The sequence below is a fragment of the Roseococcus sp. YIM B11640 genome, assembly GCF_049727625.1.
Taxonomy (GTDB): domain Bacteria; phylum Pseudomonadota; class Alphaproteobacteria; order Acetobacterales; family Acetobacteraceae; genus Roseococcus.
The window spans coordinates 252490-274596 of record NZ_JBBJOZ010000005.1 but is presented as its reverse complement, the minus strand read 5'-3'; the positions used below and the strand labels follow the sequence as shown (position 1 = coordinate 274596).

Sequence of the window (22107 nt, the reverse complement as noted above, 5' to 3'; positions counted from 1 at the left end):
CGCGGCCGCGCATTGCATGCCGGCGCCGCGGCGTGCCAGCCTGCGGGCACAGGGAAGACCGCCGGCCCCAGGCCGAGCCCATGGAGTCGACATGCATCGTCGCGATCTTCTCGCGGGCGGAGCTGCCCTGGCAGCCGCGCCCGCCCTTTCGTCACCTGCGGCCGCCCAGGCCGTGCCGCCCAACACGCTGCGCGTCGGCATGACGGCCGCGGACGTGCCCTTCACCATGGGCCAGCCCAACCAGGGCGCCGAGGGCAACCGCTTCACCGGCATCACCATCTACGACCCGCTGATCGCCTGGGACCTCTCGCGCTCCGACCGTGCGGCGGTGCTGCGGCCGAGCCTCGCGGAATCCTGGTCTGTGGACGAAACGAACCGCAAGGTCTGGACCTTCCGCCTGCGCCCGGGCGTGCGCTTCCATGACGGCTCGGTCTTCGACGCCAATGCCGTCGCGTGGAACCTCGGCAAGCTGCTGGACCGCGACGCGCCGCAGTTCCACGCGCCGCAGGCCGCGCAGGGCAGCCTCTATGTCGGCAACATCGCCTCCTGGCGCGTGCGCGACCCGATGACGATCGAGATCGAAACGAAGGCGATCGACGCCATCTTCCCCTACCAGATGGCGAACGTCTTCTACTCCTCGCCCGCGCGGTGGGAGGAGGTGGGCCGCAACTGGGACCGCTTCGCCGCCCGCCCCTCGGGCACCGGCCCCTATATGGTCGAGCGCTTCGTCCCGCGCGAGCGGCTGGAATGCGTGCGCAACGCCAACTACTGGGACAGCGCGCGCATTCCGAAGCATGAGCGCATGACGCTGATCCCCATGCCGGACGCGCTGACGCGCGTGGCTGCGCTGCTCTCCGGCCAGGTGGATTTCGTGGAGGCGCCGCCACCCGATGCGGTACCGCGCATCCGTGCCGCAGGGCATCAGGTGGTGACGAATGCCTATCCGCATATCTGGTGCCACCACCTCTCCTTCGTGGAGGGCTCGCCCTTCCGCGACCTGCGCGTGCGCCAGGCGGCGAACCTCGCCGTGGACCGGCCGGGGATGGTGCAGATGCTGGGCGGGCTCGCGCTGCCGGCGAAGGGGATGATCACCGAGGGCCATCCCTGGTTCGGCGATCCGTCCTTCAAGATCAGCTACGACCCCGACCGCGCGAAGCACCTGCTGGCCCAGGCCGGCTTCAGCCGCGCCAATCCGGTGAAGACGAAGTTCATCGTCGCGCCATCCGGCTCCGGCCAGATGCAGCCCATGCCGATGAACGAGCTCATCCAGCAGAACTTCAAGGATGTCGGCATCGAGCTCGAGTTCGAGGTGATGGACTGGGACGCGCTGCGCACCCGCCGCCGCTCGGGCGCCGAGGCGCCGGAGAACCGGGGCATGCACGGGATCAACAATTCCTGGGCGTTCTGGGATCCCGATATCGGCCTGCTCGGCCCGGCTTTCGGCCAGGGGCGCATCAATGGCGGCTTCAACTGGGGAAACTACCAGAATGCCGAGGCCGACCGGCTCTGCATCGAGGCGCGCCAGACCTTCGAGCCCGAGGCGCAGAACCGCGTGCTGGCGCGGCTGCACAGCCATATCGTGAACGATGCGATGTGGCTCTGGGTGGTGCATGACACCAATCCGCGCGGCCTCGCGCGGCGGGTGCAGAACTTCACCCAGGCGCAGAGCTGGATGCAGGACCTGACGCCGATCACGCTGCGGAACTAGGGGGATCGCGGGAGGTCCCGCGGGGATCTCCATGGTTTCCGGTGCGCGGCGGGCCCGGGTCACTCCGCCAGCCGTGCGCGCACCAGCGCCGAGAAGGCGCGGGCCGCCGCGCTCTGGTAGCGCGTGGGGCACCAGAGCAGCGCGGCGCTGCGGATCGGCTGGGGATCGGCGATGGGCCGCTGGTCCAGGCCGTCGCCCACGACGGAGCGCGAGGAAAGCACGGTCCCCACCGCGCCGCTGCGCACCAGGGCGAGGATCGAGCCGATGGCATCCACCTCCGCCACCACCCTGGGCGTCCAGCGGCCCTCCAGCGCGGTGTCGATCATGCGCCGCGTCGCGAAGCGCTGCGGCAGCAGGGCGAGCGGAATGCTCTCGGGCGGCGCGCCCGCCCAAGGGCTGCCCTGCGCCGTGACCAGCACCAGCGCCTCGTCGAAGAGCCGCGCGCAGCCGAGGCCCGGCGACCCCGCCGGCGCGAAGGCGAGGCCGAGATCCAGCTCCCCTTCCAGCAGCCCCGCCTCGATGTCGCGCGCGATCATCTCCCGCGCCTCGACGCGCAGGCCCGGATGCGCGGAGAGGAACTCGGCCACCAGCCCCGGCATGAGGTTGGCGTGGAAGGAGTGGATCACCCCGAGCCGCAGCATGCCGTTCTCCGCGCGCTCCTGCTCGGCGATGGCGGCGCGGGCGGATTCGGCCTCGTTGGTGATGCGGATGGCGAAGCCGCGCAGCAGCCGCCCGGTCTCGGTGAGCCGCAGGCCGCGGCTGACGCGGTCGAAGAGCGTAGTGCCCAGACTGCGCTCCAGCGCCGCCAGGTGATGGGACAGCGTGGCAGGGGCGAGGCCCGAGGCCGTGGCGGCGCGGCCGAGATTCTCGGTCTCGGCGAGGACGAGGAAAAGGCGGAGCTGGTTGAGGTCCATTCGAATTCTTCGAACATTCCATTCGAGATGCGAGTATTGATCGAATGGACCCGCTTCACCAGTCTCTGCCCCAACCAATCCAGGAGGGGTCCGCCATGCCGCATCAGCGGCTTCCGATCGAGCGCATCGAGGCCATTCCCGCCCGCGTTCCCACCATCCGCCCGCATCACCTCGCCTTCGCCACCGTGGACGCCATGGACGTGGTCATCGTCCGCGTCACCGCCGGCGGGGTCGTGGGCTATGGCGAGGCCAGCACCATCGGCGGCCCGCGCTGGGGCGAGGAAAGCCCCGAGGGGATCGCGGCCATCGCCGGCACCTATCTGGCCGAGGCCCTGCTGGGCCAGGACGCCGCGGCGCTGAATGCGGCGGAGGACCGGATCGGGCGTGCGGTGCGCGGCAATTTCTTCGCCAAGGCGGCGCTCTCCATGGCGATCCACGATGCCGTGGCGCGCTCCATGGGCATCCGCCTGGCCGACCTCCTGGGCGGCCCCCGCGCCACGCAGCTTCCCCTGGCCTGGACGCTCGCCAGCGGCGACACGGCACGCGACATCGCGGAGGGCGAGCGGATGCTGGACCTCCGCCGCCATCGCGACTTCAAGCTGAAGATCGGCGCCCATGCGCCGGAGGACGACGTGCGGCACGTCGGCGCCATCGCCCGCGCGTTCGCGGGCCGGGCCTCGGTGCGCGTGGACGTGAACCAGGCCTGGGACGAGCCCACCGCGGCGCGCTTCCTTCCCGCTTTGGCCGCGGCCGGGGTGGCGATGGCCGAGCAGCCGGTCGCGGCCTGGAACGTGCCCGCCATGGCCCGCCTGCAGCGCGCCAACCCGACCCTGGCCATCATGGGCGACGAGGGCGTGGCCACGCCGCAGGATGCGCTGCGCCACGTCACGGAAGCCGCCTGCCATGCCATGGCGCTGAAGCCTGCCAAGCATGGCGGCGTGACGGGAACGCGGGCCGTCGCCGCCATCGCGCGGGCGGCCGGACTAGGCCTCTATGGCGGCACCATGCTGGAGGGGACGATCGGCACGCTGGCCTCGCTGCACCTCTACAGCACGCTCGGCGACTATGCCTGGGGCACCGAGCTCTTCGGGCCGCTGCTGCTGCGCGAGACGCTGGCCACCAGTGCGATCGAGTTCCGCGACTTCGCCATCCATCTGCCCGACGGTCCCGGCATCGGCACGGAGCTCGACGAGGACAAGCTGGAGCATTTCCGCACGGACCGCAGCCGCACGCTCGTGCCCGCCTGACCGTTCCGCGCAGCAACCCCCGAGGAAACGAGAAAAGACATGCTGTTCCACGTCACCATGGAAGTGAACCTTCCGCCCGACATGCCCAAGGCCGAGGCGGACGACATCAAGGCGCGCGAGAAGGCCTATGCGCAGAAGCTGATGCGCGAGGGCAAGTGGCCGCATATCTGGCGCGTGGCCGGGCGCTACGCCAATGTCTCCATCTTCGACGCGGCCGACAATGACGAGTTGCACGCGCTGCTCTCCGGCCTGCCGCTCTTTCCCTACATGGACATCCGCGTGACGCCGCTCGCGCGGCATCCGTCCGCGATCTGAGGGAGGGCCGCATCATGCATCGCCGTCATCTCCTGCTCGGCCTCGCCGCCGCGCCGCTTGCCACCCCGGCGCTGGCCCAGAACTGGCCGAGCCGGCCGCTGCGCGTCATCGTTCCCTTCCCGCCCGGCGGCGCCATCGACGCGATGACGCGGCTGCTCTCGCCCGTGCTGGGCGACGCGCTGGGCCAGCCCGTGGTGGTGGAGAACCGCGCCGGCGCGGGCGGCACCATCGGCACCGAGGCGGCGTCCCGCTCGGGCGACCAAGCGACGCTGCTCATGGTCTCCATGGCGCATGCGGTGAACCCGGCGCTCTATCCGCGCCTGCCCTACGACAATGCCGATGTCGTCGCCGTGGCGCCGGTCGCGGTGGTGCCGAACATCCTGGTGGTGCCGGCGGGCTCGCCGCACCGGGACGTGGCGGGGCTGATCGCCGCCGCGCGATCGGCGCCGGGGCAGGTCACCTACGCCTCCGCCGGCAACGGCACCTCGATCCACCTCGCGGGCGCGCTGTTCGGCGCCATGGCGCGGGTGGAGATGACGCACATCCCCTATCGCGGCTCAGGCCCCGCCATCGCGGACCTGCTGAGCAGCCGCGTGGACTGCATGTTCGACAGCGTCACCTCCGCCGCGCCGCATATCGCGAGCGGGCGGCTGCGCGCGCTCGGCGCCACGACCTCGAAGCGCGCCCAGGCCTTTCCGGACCTGCCCACCGTGGCGGAGGCGGGGCTGCCCGGCTACGCGGTCGATCCCTGGTTCGCCATGATGGCGCCCAAGGACCTTCCGGAGCCCGCCCGCAAGCGCGTGGAGGCGGTGGTGCTGGCCGCGATCCGCGACAGCGGTATCCGCGAGAAGCTGGCCGGCATCGGCGCCGAGCCGATGGATGGCGATGCCGCGACGCTGCAGCGCCTCATCGAGACCGAGACCCGGAAATGGGGCTCGGTCGTGCGGGAGGCAGGCATCCGCGCGGATTGAAACCCGTCAGCGCGCCAGGGTCAGGCGCGCGACCTCCTCCTCCAGCGCCGCGATGCGGCGGTCGCGCACGGCGATCGCCGCCGCGACATCCTTCGCCTCGAAGCGCTGGGGAATGTGCTGCGGGCAGTTCGCGTCCCAGGCCTCGATGGTGAAGAGGATCGCCTGCTCGGGGATGGCCTTGTAGCCCTCCTCGGTCAGCGATTGCAGCAGCGCGGGGTCGTCATCCACCACGCGCGCACGGCCCCAGAGCTTGATGCGGCGGCGATGCGCGTAGTCCATCAGGAAGATGTAGGCCTTCGGATTCTCGGCGAGGTTGCCGAGGGTGATGAACTGCCGGTTGCCGCGGAAATCGGCAAAGGCCAGCGTCCGGTCGTCCAGCACGCGCAGGAAGCCGGCCGGCCCCCCGCGATGCTGGATATAGGGCTGGCCATCCGCGCTCGCCGTCGCGAGGAAGAAGCTGGTCTGGGCCGCGATGAATTCCGCGAGCTCGGGCGTGACGCGGTCGGGCCATTCGCCCCGCGCCGCGAACTTGGCGCGTGAGCCCCGCTGCTGCTGGATCGCCTTCACGCTGGGGGAGAACATGACGTCGGACATGGGAACCTCCTGTCCACGCCAAGATGATACTTGTGGCGCCGGCGGAGAATGATGCCCGTTGACACATCATCTTTGCTGACCGTGCAATAATACCATGGACCGCCTCGCCGCCATGACCGCCTTCGTCGCCGTCGCCGATGCGGGCGGCTTCACCCCGGCCGCGCGGCATCTGGGCGTGGCGCCCTCGGCCGTGACGCGGCAGGTGGCGGCGCTGGAGGAACATCTCGGCCTTCGGCTGCTCCAGCGCACCACGCGCTCCGTCACGCTGACGGATGCGGGCGCCCGCTATCTCGACCGCGCGCGACGCATCCTGGCCGAGATGCAGGAGGCCGAGGATTTCGCGCAATCCGACCGGCTGCGGCCCATGGGCCGGCTCTCCGTGACGGCGCCGGCCACCTTCGGGCATCTGCACGCGGCGCCGCTGATGGCCGAGTACCTGCGGCGCTATCCGGAGGTGCAGGCGCAGCTGCTGCTCTCGGACCGCTGGATCAATCTGGTGGAGGAGGGCGTGGACCTCGCCATCCGCATCGGCAACCTGCCGGATTCGGGGCTGGTCGCGCGCGTGCTGGGCCATACGCGGCGCGTCGTCGTCGCCTCGCCGGAATATCTCGCGCGGAACGGAACGCCGGCGGCGCCGGGTGACCTTACGGCGCATCGCGTCATCCGCTTCGCGGCCTTCGAGGCGCCGGAAACCTGGCGCTTCGAGCGCGACGGGGGCGAGATCCGCGTGCCCGTCGCGCCCGTGCTCTCGACGAACAGCGCCGACGCCGCCATCGCGGTGGCGGAGCGCGGCGAAGGGGTGACGCGCGTGCTCAGCTACCAGGCGGCGGAGGGGCTGCGCGCGGGAAGGCTGCGCATCGTGCTCCCGGAATACGAGCCGCCCGCCCGGGCCATCCAGATTGTGCGGCCCGCGGCGCGCCTGGTCTCGGCGAAGCTCAGGGCCTTCATCGACCTGGCCGCCGAGACCGTCAGCTGGGACTTCCGCTAGCGCGCCCGGAGGCCCAGCGTCCGCACGGCGTCCCGTTCCTCGGCCACCTGCTCGGCGAGGAAGGAGGTGTAGTCGGCCGTGTTCTTGTACATCAGCGGCATGTCCAGCCGCTCCAGTGCCGCGAGGTGCTGCGGATCGTGAAGAGCGTCCTTGAAGCCGTCATGCAGCGCGGCCACCGTCGCGGGCGACATGCCCTTGGGGCCCACGAGGCCGTAGGGCGAGGCGAACACCATGTCGATGCCGCTCTCGCGCAGCGTCGGCGCCTGCGAGAAGCGGCGCGGCCGCTCGGCACCCCAGGTCACGAGCAAGCGGAAGCTGCCATCCTCCACCATCGGCGCCCAGCCGCTGGAATCCACCGCCGCATCCACCTGCCCGCTCATCAGCGCCTGCACGTTCTCGCCGACGCCGCGATAGGGGACATGCGTCCACTTGATGCCCTGGGCGCGCGCGATGCGCTCCATGCCGACATAGGCCGTGCTGGCGGCGCCCGCCGTGCCGTAGTTGATTTTGTCGGGATTGGCCTTGGCGTAGGCGAGGAATTCCGCCCAGGTCTGCCACGGCGCTTCCTTCCGCACGACCACGCCGATGAGATAGCCGGTCAGATGCAGCACGGGCGCGCAATCGGCCGTGGGATCCGCGTTGATGTCGCCGGTCATGAGCATGTTGCGCACGGCAGTGATGGGCAGCGTGGTCAGCGTCAGCCCATCGGGCGCCGAGGTCCGCATGGCGAGGATGCCGAGCGAGCCGCTGGCGCCGGGCCGGTTCTCCACCATCACGGTCTGGCCGAAGCGGCGCGTTGCGGCATCGGCCAGCCCACGCATGTGGATGTCGGTGGAGCCGCCTGGCGAGAAGGGAACGAGGAGGCGGATGGGGCGCGCGGGCAGGCCCTGGGCGCGCGCCAGGGCAGGGGCCGCGAGCGCGGCGCCGCCGAGCAGCAGCGCGCGGCGCGGGGTGATCAGATGGGCCGTCATGGCGCTTTCCTCCGAGTGTATGCGGAGGGCCTCGCATGAAAACCCCGGTGGGAGAAGCTAGTCCAGGCGGATACCTGCACTGCGCATCACCTGGGCGTAGCGCTCGGCGTCGCGGCGCAGCAGGTTGGCCGCGTCCTCCTGGCTGCCGCCGCCGGGAATGAAGCCCGCGTCGCGCACCTTGGCGCGCACCGTGGGGTCCGAGAGCGCCTTGTTCACGCCCGCCACCCAGCGCGAGGAGATCTCGCGCGGCAGGCCGCCCGGGCCCATGATCATGTACCAGACATTGGCATCGAATCCGGGGAAGCCCTTTTCCGCGACGGTCGGCACGTCGGGCAGCCATTCCACGCGCTCCGGCATGGTCACTGCGATGGCGCGCACGCGGCCCGCGCGGATATGCGGCAGGTAGGTGGGCAGCGTGTCGAAGGCGATGTCGATGCGCCCGGCGAGGATCTCCGTCACCGCCTGGCCCGTGCCGCGGAAGGGCACGTGCGTCATGCGCAGCCCCGCCTGGGCGGAGAGCAGCTCGGCCGTCAGGTGCTGCTGCGTCGCGACGCCGGAGGATGAGTAGTTCAGCTCCCCGGGGCGCGAGCGTGCGTAGTTCAGGAAACCCTCGAAATCCTGCGCGGGGGAGCTGAGCGGCACCACGCCCACCAGCGGCACGGTGCCGGCGAGCACCACCGCCGTCTGGTCGCGATAGATGTCGTAGGGCGGGGGAGTCATCAGCGGCGGCACGACGGCCGAGGCGCTGACCGTCGTCATCAGCATCGTGTAGCCGTCCGGCCGCGCGCGGGAGAGCTGCGCGACGGCGAGCGTGCCGGAAGCGCCAGGCCGGTTCTCCATGGCGATGGCCTGGCCGCCGAACTCCTCCTGCAGCGTGGGCTGCAACGCGCGGGCGATGATGTCCGTCCCACCCCCGGGCGCGAAGGGAATGAGGAAGGCGATGGGGCGCGTCGGATAGGACTGCGCGTGGGCTAGGGACGGCGCGGCAAGCGCGCCCAGCACCAGGCTGCGGCGGGAGGGCATGGACGTTGTTTCCTCGGTGTTTGTTGGGTGAAGGCTAGCCCCGCCCTCAGCTTCCCGTCCACTTCGCCGGCCGCCGCGCGAGGAAGCTCTCCACGCCCTCGGCGAAATCCTTGCTGGTGAAGCACATCTCCACCAGGTCGTCGCCGTGGATCTCGCGCAGCGGCGCGCGCAGCCGGCGCATCGCCTCCTTGGTCGCGCGCATGGTCAGCGGCGCATGGCCCATGATGGTGCGCGCCAGTTCCTCCGCACGCGCCTGGAGCGCCGCGTGGTCCGGCAGGATCTCGCTCAGCAGGCCGACGGCCTTCATCTCCTGCGCATCGAGCAGGCGCGCGGTGTAGACGAGGTCCATGACGCGCGCCGGCCCCATCATCACCGCGAGCCGCGCGTAGTTCGCCATGGACAGGCAGTTCCCCAGCGTCTTGGCGATGGGAAAGCCGAAGCGCGCATTGGCCGCGCCGATGCGCAGGTCGCAGACGCTGGCGATGGCGGCGCCCCCGCCCGTGGCGGCGCCCGCGATGGCCGCGATGGTGGGCTTCTGGCAGTTCTCCAGCGCCGTCATGATGCGGTCGATCTTCTCCTCATAGGCGAGGGCGTCGGCCGCGGTCTTGAAATTCGTGAACTGGCTGATGTCGGTGCCCGCTGCGAAGGCCTTCTCGCCCGCACCCGTGATCACGATGACCTTGATGCCGTCATTCGTATTGGCCTCGGTCGCGAGCTTGTAGAGACCCTCATACATCGGGAAGGTCATGGCGTTGCGCGCCTGGGGCCGGTTGAGCGTGACGAAGACGATCCCGTCGCGGTTCTCGATCAGCAGTTCGTCGGACATGTCCATTTCCCCAAAGTGTTCGGAGGCAGGGTTGCAGCGATCCGCGCCGGGTGGAAGATGCGCCCAACTTCCGGAGAACACGCCCATGATGCCGCTTGCCCGCTTCACCGTCCTCGACCTCACCCGCGTCCGCTCGGGGCCGACCTGCGTGCGTCAGCTCGCCGACTGGGGCGCCAACGTCATCAAGATCGAGGCGACGGACGAGGTGGATACCGGCAAGGGCCTGGGCGGCGAGCGCGACGGGCCGGACTTCCAGCATGTGCACCGCAACAAGCGCGGCATGACCCTGAACCTCAAGTCGCCCGAGGGCCTGGCGACCTTCAAGCGCATGGTCGCGAAGGCCGATGTGGTGGTCGAGAACTACCGCCCCGACGTGAAGGACCGGCTCGGCGTGGATTACGAGAGCCTGGCGGCCATCAACCCGCGCATCATCCTTGGCTCGATCTCCGGCTTCGGGCAGGACGGGCCCTATGCCCGCCGCCCCGGCTTCGACCAGATTGCCCAGGGCATGGGTGGCCTCATGAGCGTGACGGGCCTGCCCGGCCAGGGCCCCGTTCGCGCGGGCATTCCGGTCGCGGACCTCACGGCCGGCCTGTACTGCGCGCTGGGCATCATGGTGGCGCTGCTGGAGCGCGAGCAGACGGGCAAGGGCCGCTGGGTCCATGTCAGCCTGCTGGAGGCGATGATTGCCATGATGGACTTCCAGGCCACGCGCTGGACCATGAAGCACGAGGTGCCGAAGCAGGCCGGCAACGACCATCCCACCACCATCCCGACGGGCCTCTTCAAGACCTCGGACGGCGTGATGAACATCGCCGGCGGCGGCCAGGTGATGTGGGAGCGCATCGTGAAGGTGCTGGGCATCGAGGAGGAGGCGAAGGACCCGGACATCGCCACCGACAAGCTCCGCAGCCAGAACCGCAAGAAGGTGAACGCGCTGCTGGAAAGCGTGACGCAGACCGACACGTCCGCGAACTGGGTGGCGAAGTTCAACAAGGAAGGCGTGCCTTGCGGCCCGGTCTATTCCATGGACCAGGTCTTCGCGGACGAGCAGGTGAAGCATCTCGGCATCGAGATGGCCTTGCAGCATCCCCGCCTGGGCGAGCTGAACGTGGTGCGTGCCCCCATGCAGATCGCGGGCGTGGAATGCGCGAAGAACCCCACGCCCGACCGCGGCCAGCACACGGATGAGGTCCTGGCGGAGTTCGGCTTCTCGGCGGAGGAGATCGCGAAGCTGCGCGAGGCGAAGGCCATCTGACCATGAAGATCACCTCCATCCGCCAGGGCGTGGTGCCGATCAGCAGCCAGATCGCCAACGCCTATATCGACTTCTCGAAGATGACGGCGAGCGTTGTCGCCGTGACGGTGGAGTCCGGCGATGGCCGCAAGGCCACCGGCTATGGCTTCAACAGCAATGGCCGCTACGCGCAGCCCGGCCTGCTGGCCGAGCGCTTCGTGCCGCGGCTGGAGGAGGCCGGCGAGCTGCCGGCCCATGCCGATGGCGGCTTCGATCCCATCCCCGCCTGGACGGCGATGATGAGGAACGAGAAGCCGGGCGGGCATGGCGAGCGCAGCGTGGCCGTCGGCGTGCTCGACATGGCGCTGTGGGACGCGGCGGCCAAGCTCGCGGGCGTGCCGCTCTGGAAGCTGCTCGCCAACCGCTACAATGGCGGGCGCGCGGACGAGTCGGCCTGGGTCTATGCGGCTGGCGGCTACTACCACCCCGGCAAGGATATCGACGGGCTGGTCGAGGAGATGAAGCGCTACCTCGGCATGGGCTACTCGACGGTGAAGATGAAGATCGGCGGTTCGCCCGGCATGCCGCTCCGTGAGGCGCTGCTGCTCGACCTCGGCCGCATCGAGGCGGTGCTGAAGCTGCTGGACGGCGACGGCTCGCGCCTCTGCGTGGATGTGAACGGGCGCTTCGGCCTGCATGCGGCGCTGAGCTACGCCGCCTCCATCCAGGGTTTCGGCCTGCGCTGGTACGAGGAGCCGCTGGACCCGCTGGACTACAGCACCCACGCCACGCTGGCCGAGCAGTACATCCCGCCCATCGCGACCGGCGAGAACCTGTTCTCCATGCAGGATGCCCGCAACCTGATCCGCCATGGCGGGCTGCGGCCGGACCGCGACATCCTGCAGATGGACCCCGCGCTCTCCTACGGCCTGGTGGAATACCTCCGCACGCTCCAGATGCTGCGCGAGCACGGCTGGAGCGCGCGGCGCTGCGTGCCGCATGGCGGGCATCAGTTCGCGCTGAACATCGCGGTGGGCCTCGGCCTCGGCGGCAACGAATCCTATCCCGAGGTCTTCGCGCCTTTCGGCGGCTTCGCCTCCGGCGTGCCCGTCGTGGACAGCCGCGTAAAGATGCCCGATGTGCCGGGCGTGGGCTTCGAGGCGAAGAATGAGCTCTGGGCGGTGCTGAAGGACCTCTGACGCGAATCCTTCCTTGCCTGGGCAGGGTCGTCGATACTTGCCCCGGGTTCCGCGGGAGGGCGCATGTCGGACGAGCCAGGGAAGAAGCCGAAGCGAATGTCGCCGCGCCGGCTCGCGCTGGTGATCCTGGGCGCGCTGGCGCTGTTCTTCGGGGTCTCCATCGCCATGGAGCGCAGCACGCCCACCACCTCCCAGGGCCGGGTGCAGGCCTATATCGTCGCCATGGCCGCCGATGTGCCGGGCCGCGTGGCGGAAGTCGGCGCCGCGGACAATGCGGCGGTCCGTAGCGGCGCGCTCCTCTTCCGCATCGACCAGCGCCCCTATCGCATCGCCGTGGAGCAGGCGGAGGCCCGGCTGCTCGGCGTGGGGCAGGGGGTTGGCGCGAGCGTCGCGGGGATCGACGCCGCGCAGGCCCGCGTCGTGGATGCCCGGGCGCAGCGCGACAACGTCCGCCTCCAGGCCGGGCGCATCATCCAGCTGGTCCGCAGCGGCGTGTATCCGCAGGCGCGCTACGACGAGGCGCAGGCGGGGCTCGAGCGCAGCGACGCCGCCGTCGCCGCGGCCGAGGCGGAACTGGAGCGCGCCCGGCGCGAGCTCGGCTCCGCGGGGCAGGAGAACGCGCAGATGCGCGAGGCCATCGCCGCGCTGGAACGCGCGCGGCTCGACCTCTCGCATACCGAGGTGCGGGCGCCTTCGGAGGGGGTCGTCACGAATCTGCAGCTGGCGGCGGGGCAATTCGTCTCGGCCGGGCAGGCCGCTCTCACCTTCATCGATGTGGGCACCGTCTGGCTGATGGCGGATTTCAAGGAGAACAGCCTGGAGCACATCCGCGCGGGCAACAGCGCGGAAGTGGTCTTCGACTCGCTTCCCGGCCGGGTCTTCCGGATGACGGTCGGCAGCGTCGGCTGGGGCGTGGCCTCGGGCAGCGAGCCGGTCGGCGGCCTGCCCACGGTGCGCAACGAGACCGGCTGGGTGCGCGAGGCGCAGCGCTTCCCGGTGCGCCTGGTCTTCGGCGAGGAGCGGCCGCGCGGATTGCGCTACGGCTCGCAGGCGCATGTGGTGATCTACACGGGCCATAATCCCGTGATGAACGCTCTCGGCGCCTTCTGGATCCGCCTCGTCTCCTGGCTCACCTATGTCGGCTAGCCTCGCCCCGCCGATCGGCCAGGAGGCCGCACGGCGGCAGGCGCTGCGGATCGGTTTCGCCGTCGCATCGAGCATGACGCTGGCCGTCCTGCTCGGCTCGCCACTGCCCTTCCTGGCGCCGGTCTTCGCGGCGCAGTTCCTGGCCTCGAGCCGCCGGCCGCTCGGCCCGGCGCCGGCGGTGGTGATCGCGGGGGCCATCCTCGTCTTCGGGCAGGGACTGTCGATGCTGTCCGTGGCCGCCGGCGGCTATCCGGGCCTGTTCCTGTTCCTGCTCTGGATCTTCTACTTCGCCTGCTTCGTGGCGCAGGCGCGGGGCAAGGGCGGCCCCTTGCCCTTCCTGCTGCTGGCCATCGGCGTGCTGGTCCCGCTGACCGAGATGCTGCACGACGACCTGGACCAGACCATGATCGTGATGTTGGCCGGGGGCGTGCTGGGCGGCGTCGTCATCTCCTGGGCCGCGCATGCGGCCTTTCCCGATCCTGGCGAGGCCGGCCCGGCTCCGCCCCCGGCACCGGCCGACGAGGGGCTGCGCCGCCCGGCAGCCAGCGCAGCGATCCTGGCGGCGGCAGTCGCGCTCTGCCTCATCGATGCGCGGCTGAGCTCGGCTATCGTGCTGCCGGTGACCGTAGCGACGCTGCTGGGCCAGCTCGACCTCGCGCGCAGCGGGCGCGCGGCCCTGGGGCTGGTGGCGGGCAACATCTTCGGGGGCGTCCTGGCCTGCTTGGCCTTTGCCGTTGTGGAGCTTCGGCCGGAGCTGCCGGTCCTCTTCGCCGTGGTGCTGGCCGTCGGGCTCTGGCTCGGCTCGGGGGCGGCGTCGGATCCGGTACGCGGCAAGCTCGATGCCGGGGCGCTGACCATCTTCCTGGTCCTGCTGGGACTCGGCATCTCGCCCCTGCCGGGCAGCACGGCCGAATCCTTCGCGACCCGCCTGGGCTATGTCACGGCCGGAGCCTTCGGCGCGCTCTGGGCCGCCGCGCTGTGCTGGCCGGCCACGCGGGGCGACGAACCGTCGCGCACGGCATCCTGATCGGCCCACGGTGCTTGCATCGCGTGGGGGAGTGAGAAGATCATGCGGCAACTGGCCCGGTCCGGGCCGCATTCCTAGGGATACGCTTAGCCAGATGGCGCCGCTTTCCGCCCCCTCTATCTCCCGCCGCCGTGCCCTGGCTGGCGGGCTTCTTCTACCACCGGTGCTGGCAGGCTGCGGGACCTCCGCCATCGCCCAGCGCGGTGCGGCCTTCGATTTCGCCGATGTGGCCGAGCGCGTGCTGCCCGCCGTGGTCAACATCGCGGTCTCGGGCGAGCAGACCGTCCAGCCCCCGGCCGAGTTCCGCGGCACCCCGCTGGAGCGCTACTTCCGTGGCCGGCGGGAGCGCGTGCAGGGCGCGGGCTCCGGGTTCGTGATCGATTCGGCCGGTTTCGTGGTCACGAACAACCACGTCGTCGGCCAGGCGCAGCGCGTGACGCTCTCGATCCAGGGCGGGCAGGAGGTTCCGGCCCGCGTCGTGGGCGGCGACGAGCTGACGGACCTCGCGCTGCTGCGCGTGGAGAGCCGGACACCCCTCGTCGCGGTCCCATGGGGCAGCAGTTCTGCCATGCGCGTGGGACAATGGGTGATGGCCGCCGGCAACCCCTTCGGCCTCGGCGGCAGCGTCACCTCCGGCATCCTCTCGGCGCGCGGCCGCGACATCGGCGCGGGCCCCTTCGACGACTTCCTGCAGACGGACGCGGCCATCAACCCGGGCAACTCGGGCGGGCCGCTGTTTAATCTGGCGGGCGAGGTCATCGGCATCAACACGGCGATCTATTCACCCTCCGGCGCCAATGCGGGCATTGGTTTCGCGACGCCGTCCGACCTCGCGCGCCCGGTGATCGAGACGCTGAAGCGCGACGGCAAGGTGGAGCGCGGATGGCTGGGCGTTCAGGTTCAGGACCTCGTGGCCGAGGATCCGCGCGCCAATCGCCGTGCCGTGCTCATCGCCGGGGTGGAGCGCACGGGCCCCGCGGGGCGGGGCGGATTGCGGGCCGGCGACGTCGTGCTGGCCATCAATGGGGAGCGCACGGAGACCTCGCGCAGCCTCGTCCGCAGCATTGCGGCCGTGACACCTGGGCAGACGGTGCGCTTGACGGTTCTGCGCGATGGACGCACGCAGGATATCAGCTTGCAGGTGGGACGCCGGCCCCCCGGACCCGGGTGACGCCCTGCGATCGGCTCGAATGGTGAAGGACCACGGGACATGATGCGTATCCTTCTGGTGGAGGACGACGTCGAGGTCGCCCGCTTCGTGAAGAAAGGGCTCCAGGAGGCGGGGCATACGGTCGAGCACGCGTCCAATGGGCGCGACGGGCTCTTCCTCGCCGCCTCGGAAAGCTTCGACATGCTGGTGCTGGACCGCATGCTGCCCGGCGGCGTGGACGGCGTGCGCCTCGTCGAGACGCTGCGCCAGCAGGACAACCGCACGCCCGTGCTGTTCCTCTCCGCGCTTTCGGCGGTGGATGAGCGGGTGAAGGGGCTGAAGGCGGGCGGCGACGACTACCTCGTGAAGCCCTTCGCCTTCGCCGAGCTTCTGGCCCGCGTCGAGGCGCTGGGGCGGCGGCCTTCCTCCGAAGCGCCGGTGACGAAGCTGAAGGTCTCGGACCTGGAGCTCGACCTGCTGTCCCGCACGGTGACGCGCGGCGGCCGCAAGATCGACGTGCAGCCGCGCGAGTTCCGGCTGCTGGAGCATCTGATGCGCCACGCCGGCCAGGTGGTAACGCGCACCATGCTGCTGGAGAAGGTGTGGGATTATCACTTCGACCCGCAGACGAACGTGATCGACGTGCATGTGAGCCGGTTGCGCCAGAAGCTGGACAAGGGCTTCGACAAGCCGCTGATCCATACGGTCCGCAACGCGGGCTACATGATCAGAGCCGAGGTTTAGTGCCCTCAGGCGCCGGCCGCACGCTTCGCATGCTTGGCTTCGCGCCAGGCGCTGGCGCGCGAGCGGCACCGATGGTCTCGCGCCTCAGGGCGGCAATATGCTAGCCGCGAAGCGCGAAGCGCGCGCAGCGCCGCCGCGGGTGCAGCCGCCGCGGCTTCTCCAATCGGCAGGCTTCCGCTTCGCGCTGCTCTTCGTGGCGATCTTCTCCGTCGCGGCGGGCTTCCTGGTCGCCGTGCTCTGGTGGGCCACGGCGGGCGCGCTGGACCGGCAGACCATCGCCTCCATCCGCTCCGACGCGACCACGCTGGTCGAGCGTTTCCGCGACCAGGGCACGCCCGGCCTCGTGGAGGCGATCGAGGAGCGGCTGGCCCTCGATGCGCAGAACGAGACCATCTACCTGCTGGTGGACGACGCGGGCCGGCGGCTGGCGGGCAACCTGCGCGACTGGCCGAACGATGTGGGTGACGACGGCGCCTGGTCCCGCACGCGCATCCAGCATGACGGCGCGGTGGCTGAGGCGCGCGTCCACCGCCGCGACCTGCCGGGCCTGCGCCTGCTGGTGGGACGCGACGAGAGCGAGCGCGTGCAGCTGCGCCTGCTGCTGACCGAGGGCGTGGCATGGTCGCTCGGCGCCGTGCTCGTCTTCGCGGGTGTCGGCGCCGCGCTGATCCGCCGCGCGCTGCAGCAGCGCATGCGCCCGGCGGTGATGACCGCGCTGGGCATCGCGGCGGGCGATCTCTCCCACCGCGTGCCGCTGTCGGGGCAGGGCGACGAGTTCGACCGTCTCGGCGCCACCATGAACGCCATGCTCGACCGGATCGAGAATCTGATGGTGGGCATGCGCGGCGTCTCGGACGCCATCGCGCACGACCTGCGGACACCCATCGCGCGCGCCCGCGCCAAGCTGGAGGAGAGCCTGGCGCTGGCGTCCGGCGAGGAAGGGCTGCGCGCGGCGGTCGAGGAAGGGATCGCGGACCTCGACAACATCACCCGCGTCTTCCAGGCCCTGCTGCGCATCGCAGAGGCCGAGGCCGGAGCCCGCCGTGCCGCCTTCGCCCCCATCGACCTGGCCGAGGTGCTGCGCGACGCGGCCGAGTTCTACGAGGTGATGGCCGAGGGCCGGGAACAGCGGCTGGAGACCGACCTGCCTGAGACCCTGCCCATGGTGGGCGACCGCGACCTGCTGCTCCAGGCCGTGGCGAACCTGCTCGACAACGCCATCAAGTTCACGCCGGTCGGCGGCGCGATCCGCATGACGGCGCGCCAGCTCGAGGATGGCGTGGAGCTTTCCATCATGGATTCCGGCCCCGGCCTTTCCGCCGAGGACCGGGCGCGGGCTCTGGAGCGCTTCTTCCGCGCCGATGCCTCGCGTCAGAAGCCCGGCTCCGGTCTTGGGCTTTCGCTGGTGCGCGCGGTGGCGCAGCTCCATTCGGGCGAGGTCATCCTCACCGACGCGATCCCGGGTGCGGATCCACCGGGCCTCCGCGTTTCGCTGTGGCTGCCGACCTCCTGAAAATCCCTCCGTGACGAAGGCTTCACGGCTGGCTCACGCCCCGTTGACGCGCGGGGTGCGAAGGATGGGAGAATGCGTTGGATGCTGGCCTTGCCCGTGGTTTCCCTTGGAGTGCTTCCGGTCCAGTCCGACCGCCCCTTGCGGATGACGACTGAGGGTGCCGAATACTGCCAGGTCCTCTCTGCGAGGCTCGCCGCGTCGCCACGTGCCGCCGAGGACGAGCCGCGTGGCCTGGGCGAGGAGGGGCGCCGCCTCTGCTCCCTCGGCCATTACCGCACCGGCATCGCGAAGCTTCGCCGCGCGCTGCGGGCCGCGCAGTCGGCCGTCCGCTGACCCTTCCCAGCCGGGCGCCGCTGCCCCAGGCTGGGCTTGATGGCCGAAACCTCCCTGACCGCCGCCTTCGCCGGCGCGGCGGCGACCTGCGCCGGCAATGGCCTCGCGCGCTTCGCCTTCGTGCCGCTCTTTCCCGCCCTCGTGACCGCAGGCTGGGTGACGGGCCCCGAAGCCGGGACGCTGGGCGCGGCCAATCTCGCCGGATACCTGATGGGAGCGGTCGGCGCGCAGGCCATTGGCCGCCGGCTTGGCACGCGGGCCTCGCTGGGGCTGGGCATGGGCGGGCTTGTCGTCTCGCTGCTGCTGTGCGCGGTGCCGGGCGGGCTGGCCTGGCTGCTGCCCTGGCGCCTGCTCGCGGGGGTGGCGGCGGGAATCCTCATGTCGCTGGCAGGACCGGCGGCGCAGCGCGCGGCGCCGCCCGGGTTGCGGGGGCTGAGCTCGGGCATCGTCATCGGCGGCGTGGGCGCGGGGATCGCGCTCGGTGCCGTCGCGGTGCCGGTCTTCCTGCTGGGCGGGCCGAGCCTGGGCTGGATCGGCCTCGCGGGCCTGACGGCGCTGCTCTGGCTCTACGCGCAGCCTCGCTTCCCGGCTGATGAGGGCGGGCATGTGCCGGGGGGGCGGCCGCCGCTGATGCCCTTCCTGCTGCTGGCCTACGCCCTCTCGGGCGCCGGACTGGTTCCGCACATGATCTACCTGGCGGATTTCGCGGCGCGCGGCTTCGGGCTTGGCGTCACGGCGGGCAGCCTGATCTGGCTGCTCTTCGGCCTGGGCGGGCTGATCGGCACCCTCCTGGCGGGGCGCGCGGCGGACCGGCTGGGCGGGCCGGTGGCGGCGCGCCTCTGGATGGGGGCGCAGGTGCTGGCGCTGGGGCTCGCCATGCTGCCCTGGTGGCCCGCGCTGCTGCTCTCCGCGCTCGCGGGCGGTTTCGCGGCGGTGGGTATCTCGGCCGTGACGCTGGCCTGGGCGCGGGAGGTGGCGGGCACCGCGACCGGCACGCTCTGGGTGCGCGCGACGGTGGGCTTCGCGGTGGCGCAGGCGAGCTTCGGCTTCGGCTTCGCCGCGCTCTTCGCCGCAACGGGCGAAAGCCATGCGGCCGTGTTCCTGGGCGGGCTCCTGTTTTCCCTTGCAGGGCTCGGCGCCACGCTGGCGCCGCAGCCCCGCACGCTCACGGCTCGCGGAACGCCCGGCTGAAGCTGTCGCGCAGCGGCTGGGTGATGTAGGTCCAGAAGCTGCGCTCGCCGAGCTTCACATGCGCTTCCACCGGCATGCCGGGCACCAGCCCCGGCACCGGCAGGCGCGCGACCTGCGCGGGGTCGAGCCGGATCTGCGCGCGGTAGTGGCTGGCCTGGGTCTGCGGGTCCGTGGTCGCGTCGGCGGCAACGAAGGTGACCTCGCCGTCGAGCAGCGGCACCAGCCTCTGCCGGAAGGCAGGCAGGCGCAGGTCGGCGCGCAGCCCCGGATGCACCACGTCGATGTCGCCCGGCTGGATCCGCACCTCGGCCACCAGCCGGTCGCGCTCGGGGACGAGATCCATGGCCGGGTCGCCCGGCTTCAGCACCGCGCCGAGATTGAAGACGCGGAGGTTGACGATGGTGCCGTCCTCAGGCGCCACGATCTCGCGCCGGGTGGAGACGTCGGTCGCGGCGCGCCAGCGTTGGTCCGCCTCCGCCAGCCGGGCCCCGACGTCACGCGCCTCGGTGCTGGTTTCCTGCAGGCGCTGGTCGATGGTGGCGCGGGCCTGGGTCCGGGCCTCCTCGGCGGCGGATTGGGCGCGGTGAATCTGGCCGTCGAGATCCGCGATGCCGCCCTCGGCCGCGGCGACCGAGCGCTGCAGGGACAGAAGCTCCGGCAGGCGGGAAAGGCCCTGGCGCAGCAGGTCCCGCCGCATCGCTTCCTCCTGCCGGATGAGCTGGAGCTGGCGCATGGTCGCCGCGCGCTGGCCTTCGGCGGCCGCCACGGTGCCGCGCGCCTGCTCCTCCCGCGTGCGGAAGACGGCGAGCTGGCTGTCCAGGCTGGCGCGGCGGGCCTGGAAGACAGCGCGCTGGCCCGCCATGGCTTCCTGGTCGCGCGGATCGGCCGAGGCGGCCAGCTCGGCGGGGAAATCCGGCGCCTCGCCGCCCGAAAGCTCGGCGGCGAGGCGCGCGGCCTGCGCGGCCAGGGCCAGGCGCTGCGCCAGGGCGGCCTGCATCGCGGCGCCGGACTGCTGGTCGTCGAGCCGCATCACCACCTGGCCGGCGCGCACCCGGTCGCCGTCGCGGACCAGGATCTCCCGCACCATGCCGCCTTCGAGATGCTGCAGCGTGCGCCGGGTGCCCTCGACCCGGATGGTGCCCGGCGCCAGCGCCGCTTCGGACAGGGGCGCGAAGGCCGACCAGGCCATGAACCCGCCGAAGCCGAGCACCAGCGTCGCGACGCCCACCAGCAGAGGCGCGCGCGTGTCCATGCCGGTCATGGCCGTTCGCCCTGCACGAGGGCCGGCCGCGGCGCACCGGAGAGGCGGCGCAGCACGGCCTCGCGCGGGCCGAAAAGCTCGGCCGCGCCGTCCCGCATCACGAGCACATGGTCCAGCCCCTGCACGAGGGCCGGATTGTGGGTCACGAGCACGACCGTCACGCGGCGGCGCCGGAGCTGCTCCAGCGCGGCCAGCAGCGATTTCTCGGCGTCGCCGTCCAGATGCGCGTTGGGCTCGTCCAACACCACGACGCGGGGCTGGCCATGGAACGCCCGGGCGAGGCCGATCATCTGGCGCTGGCCGCCGGAGAGCCGCGTCCCGCCCTCGCCCAGCAGGGTCTCGTAGCCCTGGGGAAGGCGGAGGATCATCTCGTGGCAGCCGGCGAGCCGCGCGGCCGCGAAGGCGGCTTCCGGCGGGCCTTCCTCCAGGCGCGCGATATTCTCCAGCACCGTACCGTCGAACAGCTCCACATCCTGCGGCAGGTAGCCGAGATGGCGGCCCAGCTCCTCCCGCCGCCATTGGGAAAGCTCGGCCCCATCCAGCCGCACATCGCCGGCGCTGGGCTGGAGCGTGCCGATGATCAGCCGGAGCAGCGTGGTCTTGCCGGCGGCCGAGGGGCCGATGATGCCCAGGCTTTCGCCGGGCGGGAGGGAGAGGGTCACCGCCTTCACGAAGGGCGCCGCCCTGCCGGGCGGCGTCCAGGAGACGCGCTCCAGCACCAGGGCGCCGGCGGGCGCCGGGAGCGCAAGCCCTTCCGGCCGCAGGCGGGGCAGGGCGAGGAAGGCCTGGAGGCGCCGCAGGGCCTGCCGTGCCTGGACCAGCGGCTTCCAGCCCGCCACCACCTGCTCCACCGGCGCGAGCGCGCGTCCCATCACGATGGAGGCAGCGACCGAGGCGCCGGCGCTGAGCTGGTGGTCCAGCACCAGCCAGGCGCCGCCGCCCATGATCGCGAGCTGCAATGCGAGCCGGGAGAACTTGATGACGGAGAGCAGGATGGCCCCGCGGTCGGCAGCCTGGCGCTGCGGGCGCGCCAGGCGCTGGCTCGCCTCCTCCCAGCGCGCCAGTACCGCGCGGGTCATGCCCATGCCTTCGATCGCTTCGGCGTTGCGGGCGATCGAATCCATCCGGCGCTGCGCCTGTAGGGCGGCCAGGCTGGCCTGCGCGAGGGCGCGCCGCGTCAGCCCCTCATTGAGGAGGGCGAGCGCGAGGAGGAGGGTGGCGCCGGCCGTGGCCATCCAGCCCAGCGCCGGATGCAGGAGGAAGATCATGGCCAGGTAGACGGGCACCCAGGGCACGTCGAACAGCGCCAGCATGCCGGGAGATCCGAAGAAGCCGCGGCAGGCGGCGAGGTCCCGCAGTGCCTCCATGCGGTAGGGGCCGCCCGCCAGCTGGGCCTCGATGGCCCGCGTGAAGGCTTCCGGCGCGGAGCGCGCCTCGATCCAGGCGGAGAGGCGCTGCATCACCATCGCGCGGCAAGCCTCGAGCACCGCGAGGATCAGCAGGGCAAAGGCCGCGATGAGGGTGAGGTAGGCGAGCGTATCGAGGCTGCGCGTGGTCATGACGCGGTCGAAGACCTGCATCATGTAGAGGGAGATGGTAAGCTGAAGGAGATTCACCGCCCCCGAGAAGGCGGCGACCCACAGAAGGGGCCCGCGGCAGCGCCGGAGAGCCTGTGACAGGGGAGTTCCGGCGATTGCCTCTTGCCACCGCGCGTTCATGCGGACTGGTGTGCCTGCACGCCAACGGAAG

The 22107-nt window shown here is 71.3% G+C and carries 21 protein-coding genes; 14 read left to right on the top strand and 7 right to left on the bottom strand.

Annotated features, from left to right (window positions below):
• Positions 1-91: 91 nt before the first annotated feature.
• Positions 92-1708, top strand: coding sequence for an ABC transporter substrate-binding protein (locus WJM96_RS19930; RefSeq protein WP_424814300.1), 1617 nt, complete (start codon positions 92-94; stop codon positions 1706-1708).
• A gap of 59 nt (positions 1709-1767) precedes the next feature.
• Here the strand turns inward: WJM96_RS19930 and WJM96_RS19925 are convergent, their stop codons facing one another.
• Positions 1768-2622 carry a LysR substrate-binding domain-containing protein gene (locus tag WJM96_RS19925; RefSeq protein ID WP_424814299.1) on the bottom strand — a complete coding sequence of 285 codons (855 nt, stop codon included), beginning with the start codon at positions 2620-2622 and terminating at the stop codon, positions 1768-1770.
• A gap of 95 nt (positions 2623-2717) precedes the next feature.
• Between WJM96_RS19925 and WJM96_RS19920 the strand changes: the two genes are divergently transcribed.
• Genes WJM96_RS19920 through WJM96_RS19910 form a run of 3 tightly spaced genes read left to right on the top strand, consistent with a single transcriptional unit; the run spans position 2718 to position 5155 of the window.
• On the top strand, positions 2718-3869 hold the full coding sequence (locus WJM96_RS19920; protein WP_424814298.1) for a muconate/chloromuconate family cycloisomerase: 1152 nt from the start codon (positions 2718-2720) through the stop codon (positions 3867-3869).
• A 39-nt stretch (positions 3870-3908) separates the two neighbouring features.
• On the top strand, positions 3909-4184 hold the full coding sequence (gene catC / locus WJM96_RS19915; protein ID WP_424814297.1) for a muconolactone Delta-isomerase: 276 nt from the start codon (positions 3909-3911) through the stop codon (positions 4182-4184).
• A gap of 14 nt (positions 4185-4198) precedes the next feature.
• Positions 4199-5155, top strand: a complete 957-nt coding sequence (locus WJM96_RS19910; RefSeq protein WP_424814296.1) for a tripartite tricarboxylate transporter substrate binding protein — start codon at positions 4199-4201, stop codon at positions 5153-5155.
• Positions 5156-5161: 6 nt separating this feature from the next.
• Here WJM96_RS19910 and WJM96_RS19905 read toward each other — a convergent pair whose 3' ends face one another.
• Positions 5162-5749 (bottom strand): pyridoxamine 5'-phosphate oxidase family protein, encoded by a 588-nt coding sequence (locus WJM96_RS19905; protein ID WP_424814295.1) that lies wholly within the window; start codon positions 5747-5749, stop codon positions 5162-5164.
• Between the two features lie 94 nt (positions 5750-5843).
• On the opposite strand from WJM96_RS19905, the gene WJM96_RS19900 reads away from it, so the two are divergent.
• Complete coding sequence (locus WJM96_RS19900) at positions 5844-6737, top strand: LysR family transcriptional regulator (protein ID WP_424814294.1); 894 nt, start codon at positions 5844-5846, stop codon at positions 6735-6737.
• Here the strand turns inward: WJM96_RS19900 and WJM96_RS19895 are convergent.
• Genes WJM96_RS19895 through WJM96_RS19885 form a run of 3 tightly spaced genes read right to left on the bottom strand, consistent with a single transcriptional unit; the run spans position 6734 to position 9557 of the window.
• The gene (locus WJM96_RS19895) at positions 6734-7708 is read right to left on the bottom strand and encodes a tripartite tricarboxylate transporter substrate binding protein (protein WP_424814293.1); all 975 of its coding nucleotides are present in this window, start codon (positions 7706-7708) and stop codon (positions 6734-6736) included. The genes WJM96_RS19900 and WJM96_RS19895 overlap by 4 nt on opposite strands.
• A gap of 57 nt (positions 7709-7765) precedes the next feature.
• On the bottom strand, positions 7766-8731 hold the full coding sequence (locus WJM96_RS19890; RefSeq protein ID WP_424814292.1) for a Bug family tripartite tricarboxylate transporter substrate binding protein: 966 nt from the start codon (positions 8729-8731) through the stop codon (positions 7766-7768).
• A gap of 46 nt (positions 8732-8777) precedes the next feature.
• Complete coding sequence (locus WJM96_RS19885; protein WP_424814291.1) at positions 8778-9557, bottom strand: enoyl-CoA hydratase; 780 nt, start codon at positions 9555-9557, stop codon at positions 8778-8780.
• An 85-nt stretch (positions 9558-9642) separates the two neighbouring features.
• Here WJM96_RS19885 and WJM96_RS19880 point away from each other — a divergent pair, with 85 nt between their 5' ends.
• From WJM96_RS19880 to WJM96_RS19840, 9 genes are all read left to right on the top strand, one after another.
• On the top strand, positions 9643-10815 hold the full coding sequence (locus WJM96_RS19880; RefSeq protein WP_424814290.1) for a CaiB/BaiF CoA transferase family protein: 1173 nt from the start codon (positions 9643-9645) through the stop codon (positions 10813-10815).
• 2 nt (positions 10816-10817) lie between these two features.
• Positions 10818-11993, top strand: a complete 1176-nt coding sequence (locus WJM96_RS19875) for an enolase C-terminal domain-like protein (protein WP_424814289.1) — start codon at positions 10818-10820, stop codon at positions 11991-11993.
• Positions 11994-12056: 63 nt separating this feature from the next.
• A complete protein-coding gene (locus WJM96_RS19870; RefSeq protein WP_424814288.1) occupies positions 12057-13139 on the top strand; it encodes an HlyD family secretion protein in 1083 nt (360 codons plus the stop codon).
• The gene (locus tag WJM96_RS19865) at positions 13129-14166 is read left to right on the top strand and encodes a hypothetical protein (RefSeq protein WP_424814287.1); all 1038 of its coding nucleotides are present in this window, start codon (positions 13129-13131) and stop codon (positions 14164-14166) included. The genes WJM96_RS19870 and WJM96_RS19865 overlap by 11 nt, the downstream gene beginning before the upstream one ends.
• 94 nt (positions 14167-14260) lie before the next feature.
• Positions 14261-15337, top strand: coding sequence for a trypsin-like peptidase domain-containing protein (locus WJM96_RS19860; RefSeq protein ID WP_424814286.1), 1077 nt, complete (start codon positions 14261-14263; stop codon positions 15335-15337).
• A gap of 42 nt (positions 15338-15379) precedes the next feature.
• Positions 15380-16060: a winged helix-turn-helix domain-containing protein gene (locus tag WJM96_RS19855; protein ID WP_424814322.1), complete on the top strand. Its 681-nt coding sequence runs from the start codon at positions 15380-15382 to the stop codon at positions 16058-16060.
• 97 nt (positions 16061-16157) lie between these two features.
• On the top strand, positions 16158-17573 hold the full coding sequence (locus WJM96_RS19850; RefSeq protein WP_424814285.1) for an ATP-binding protein: 1416 nt from the start codon (positions 16158-16160) through the stop codon (positions 17571-17573).
• Between the two features lie 72 nt (positions 17574-17645).
• Positions 17646-17906 carry a hypothetical protein gene (locus tag WJM96_RS19845; protein WP_424814284.1) on the top strand — a complete coding sequence of 87 codons (261 nt, stop codon included), beginning with the start codon at positions 17646-17648 and terminating at the stop codon, positions 17904-17906.
• 39 nt (positions 17907-17945) lie between these two features.
• The gene (locus WJM96_RS19840; protein ID WP_424814282.1) at positions 17946-19097 is read left to right on the top strand and encodes a YbfB/YjiJ family MFS transporter; all 1152 of its coding nucleotides are present in this window, start codon (positions 17946-17948) and stop codon (positions 19095-19097) included.
• On the opposite strand, the gene WJM96_RS19835 is transcribed toward WJM96_RS19840, so the two are convergent.
• Positions 19072-20358 carry an HlyD family type I secretion periplasmic adaptor subunit gene (locus tag WJM96_RS19835; protein ID WP_424814280.1) on the bottom strand — a complete coding sequence of 429 codons (1287 nt, stop codon included), beginning with the start codon at positions 20356-20358 and terminating at the stop codon, positions 19072-19074. The two genes, WJM96_RS19840 and WJM96_RS19835, sit on opposite strands and share 26 nt — an antisense overlap.
• Positions 20355-21974 carry a type I secretion system permease/ATPase gene (locus WJM96_RS19830; protein WP_424814279.1) on the bottom strand — a complete coding sequence of 540 codons (1620 nt, stop codon included), beginning with the start codon at positions 21972-21974 and terminating at the stop codon, positions 20355-20357. Before WJM96_RS19830 ends, WJM96_RS19835 begins: the two co-directional genes overlap by 4 nt.
• Positions 21975-22107 lie beyond the last annotated feature (133 nt).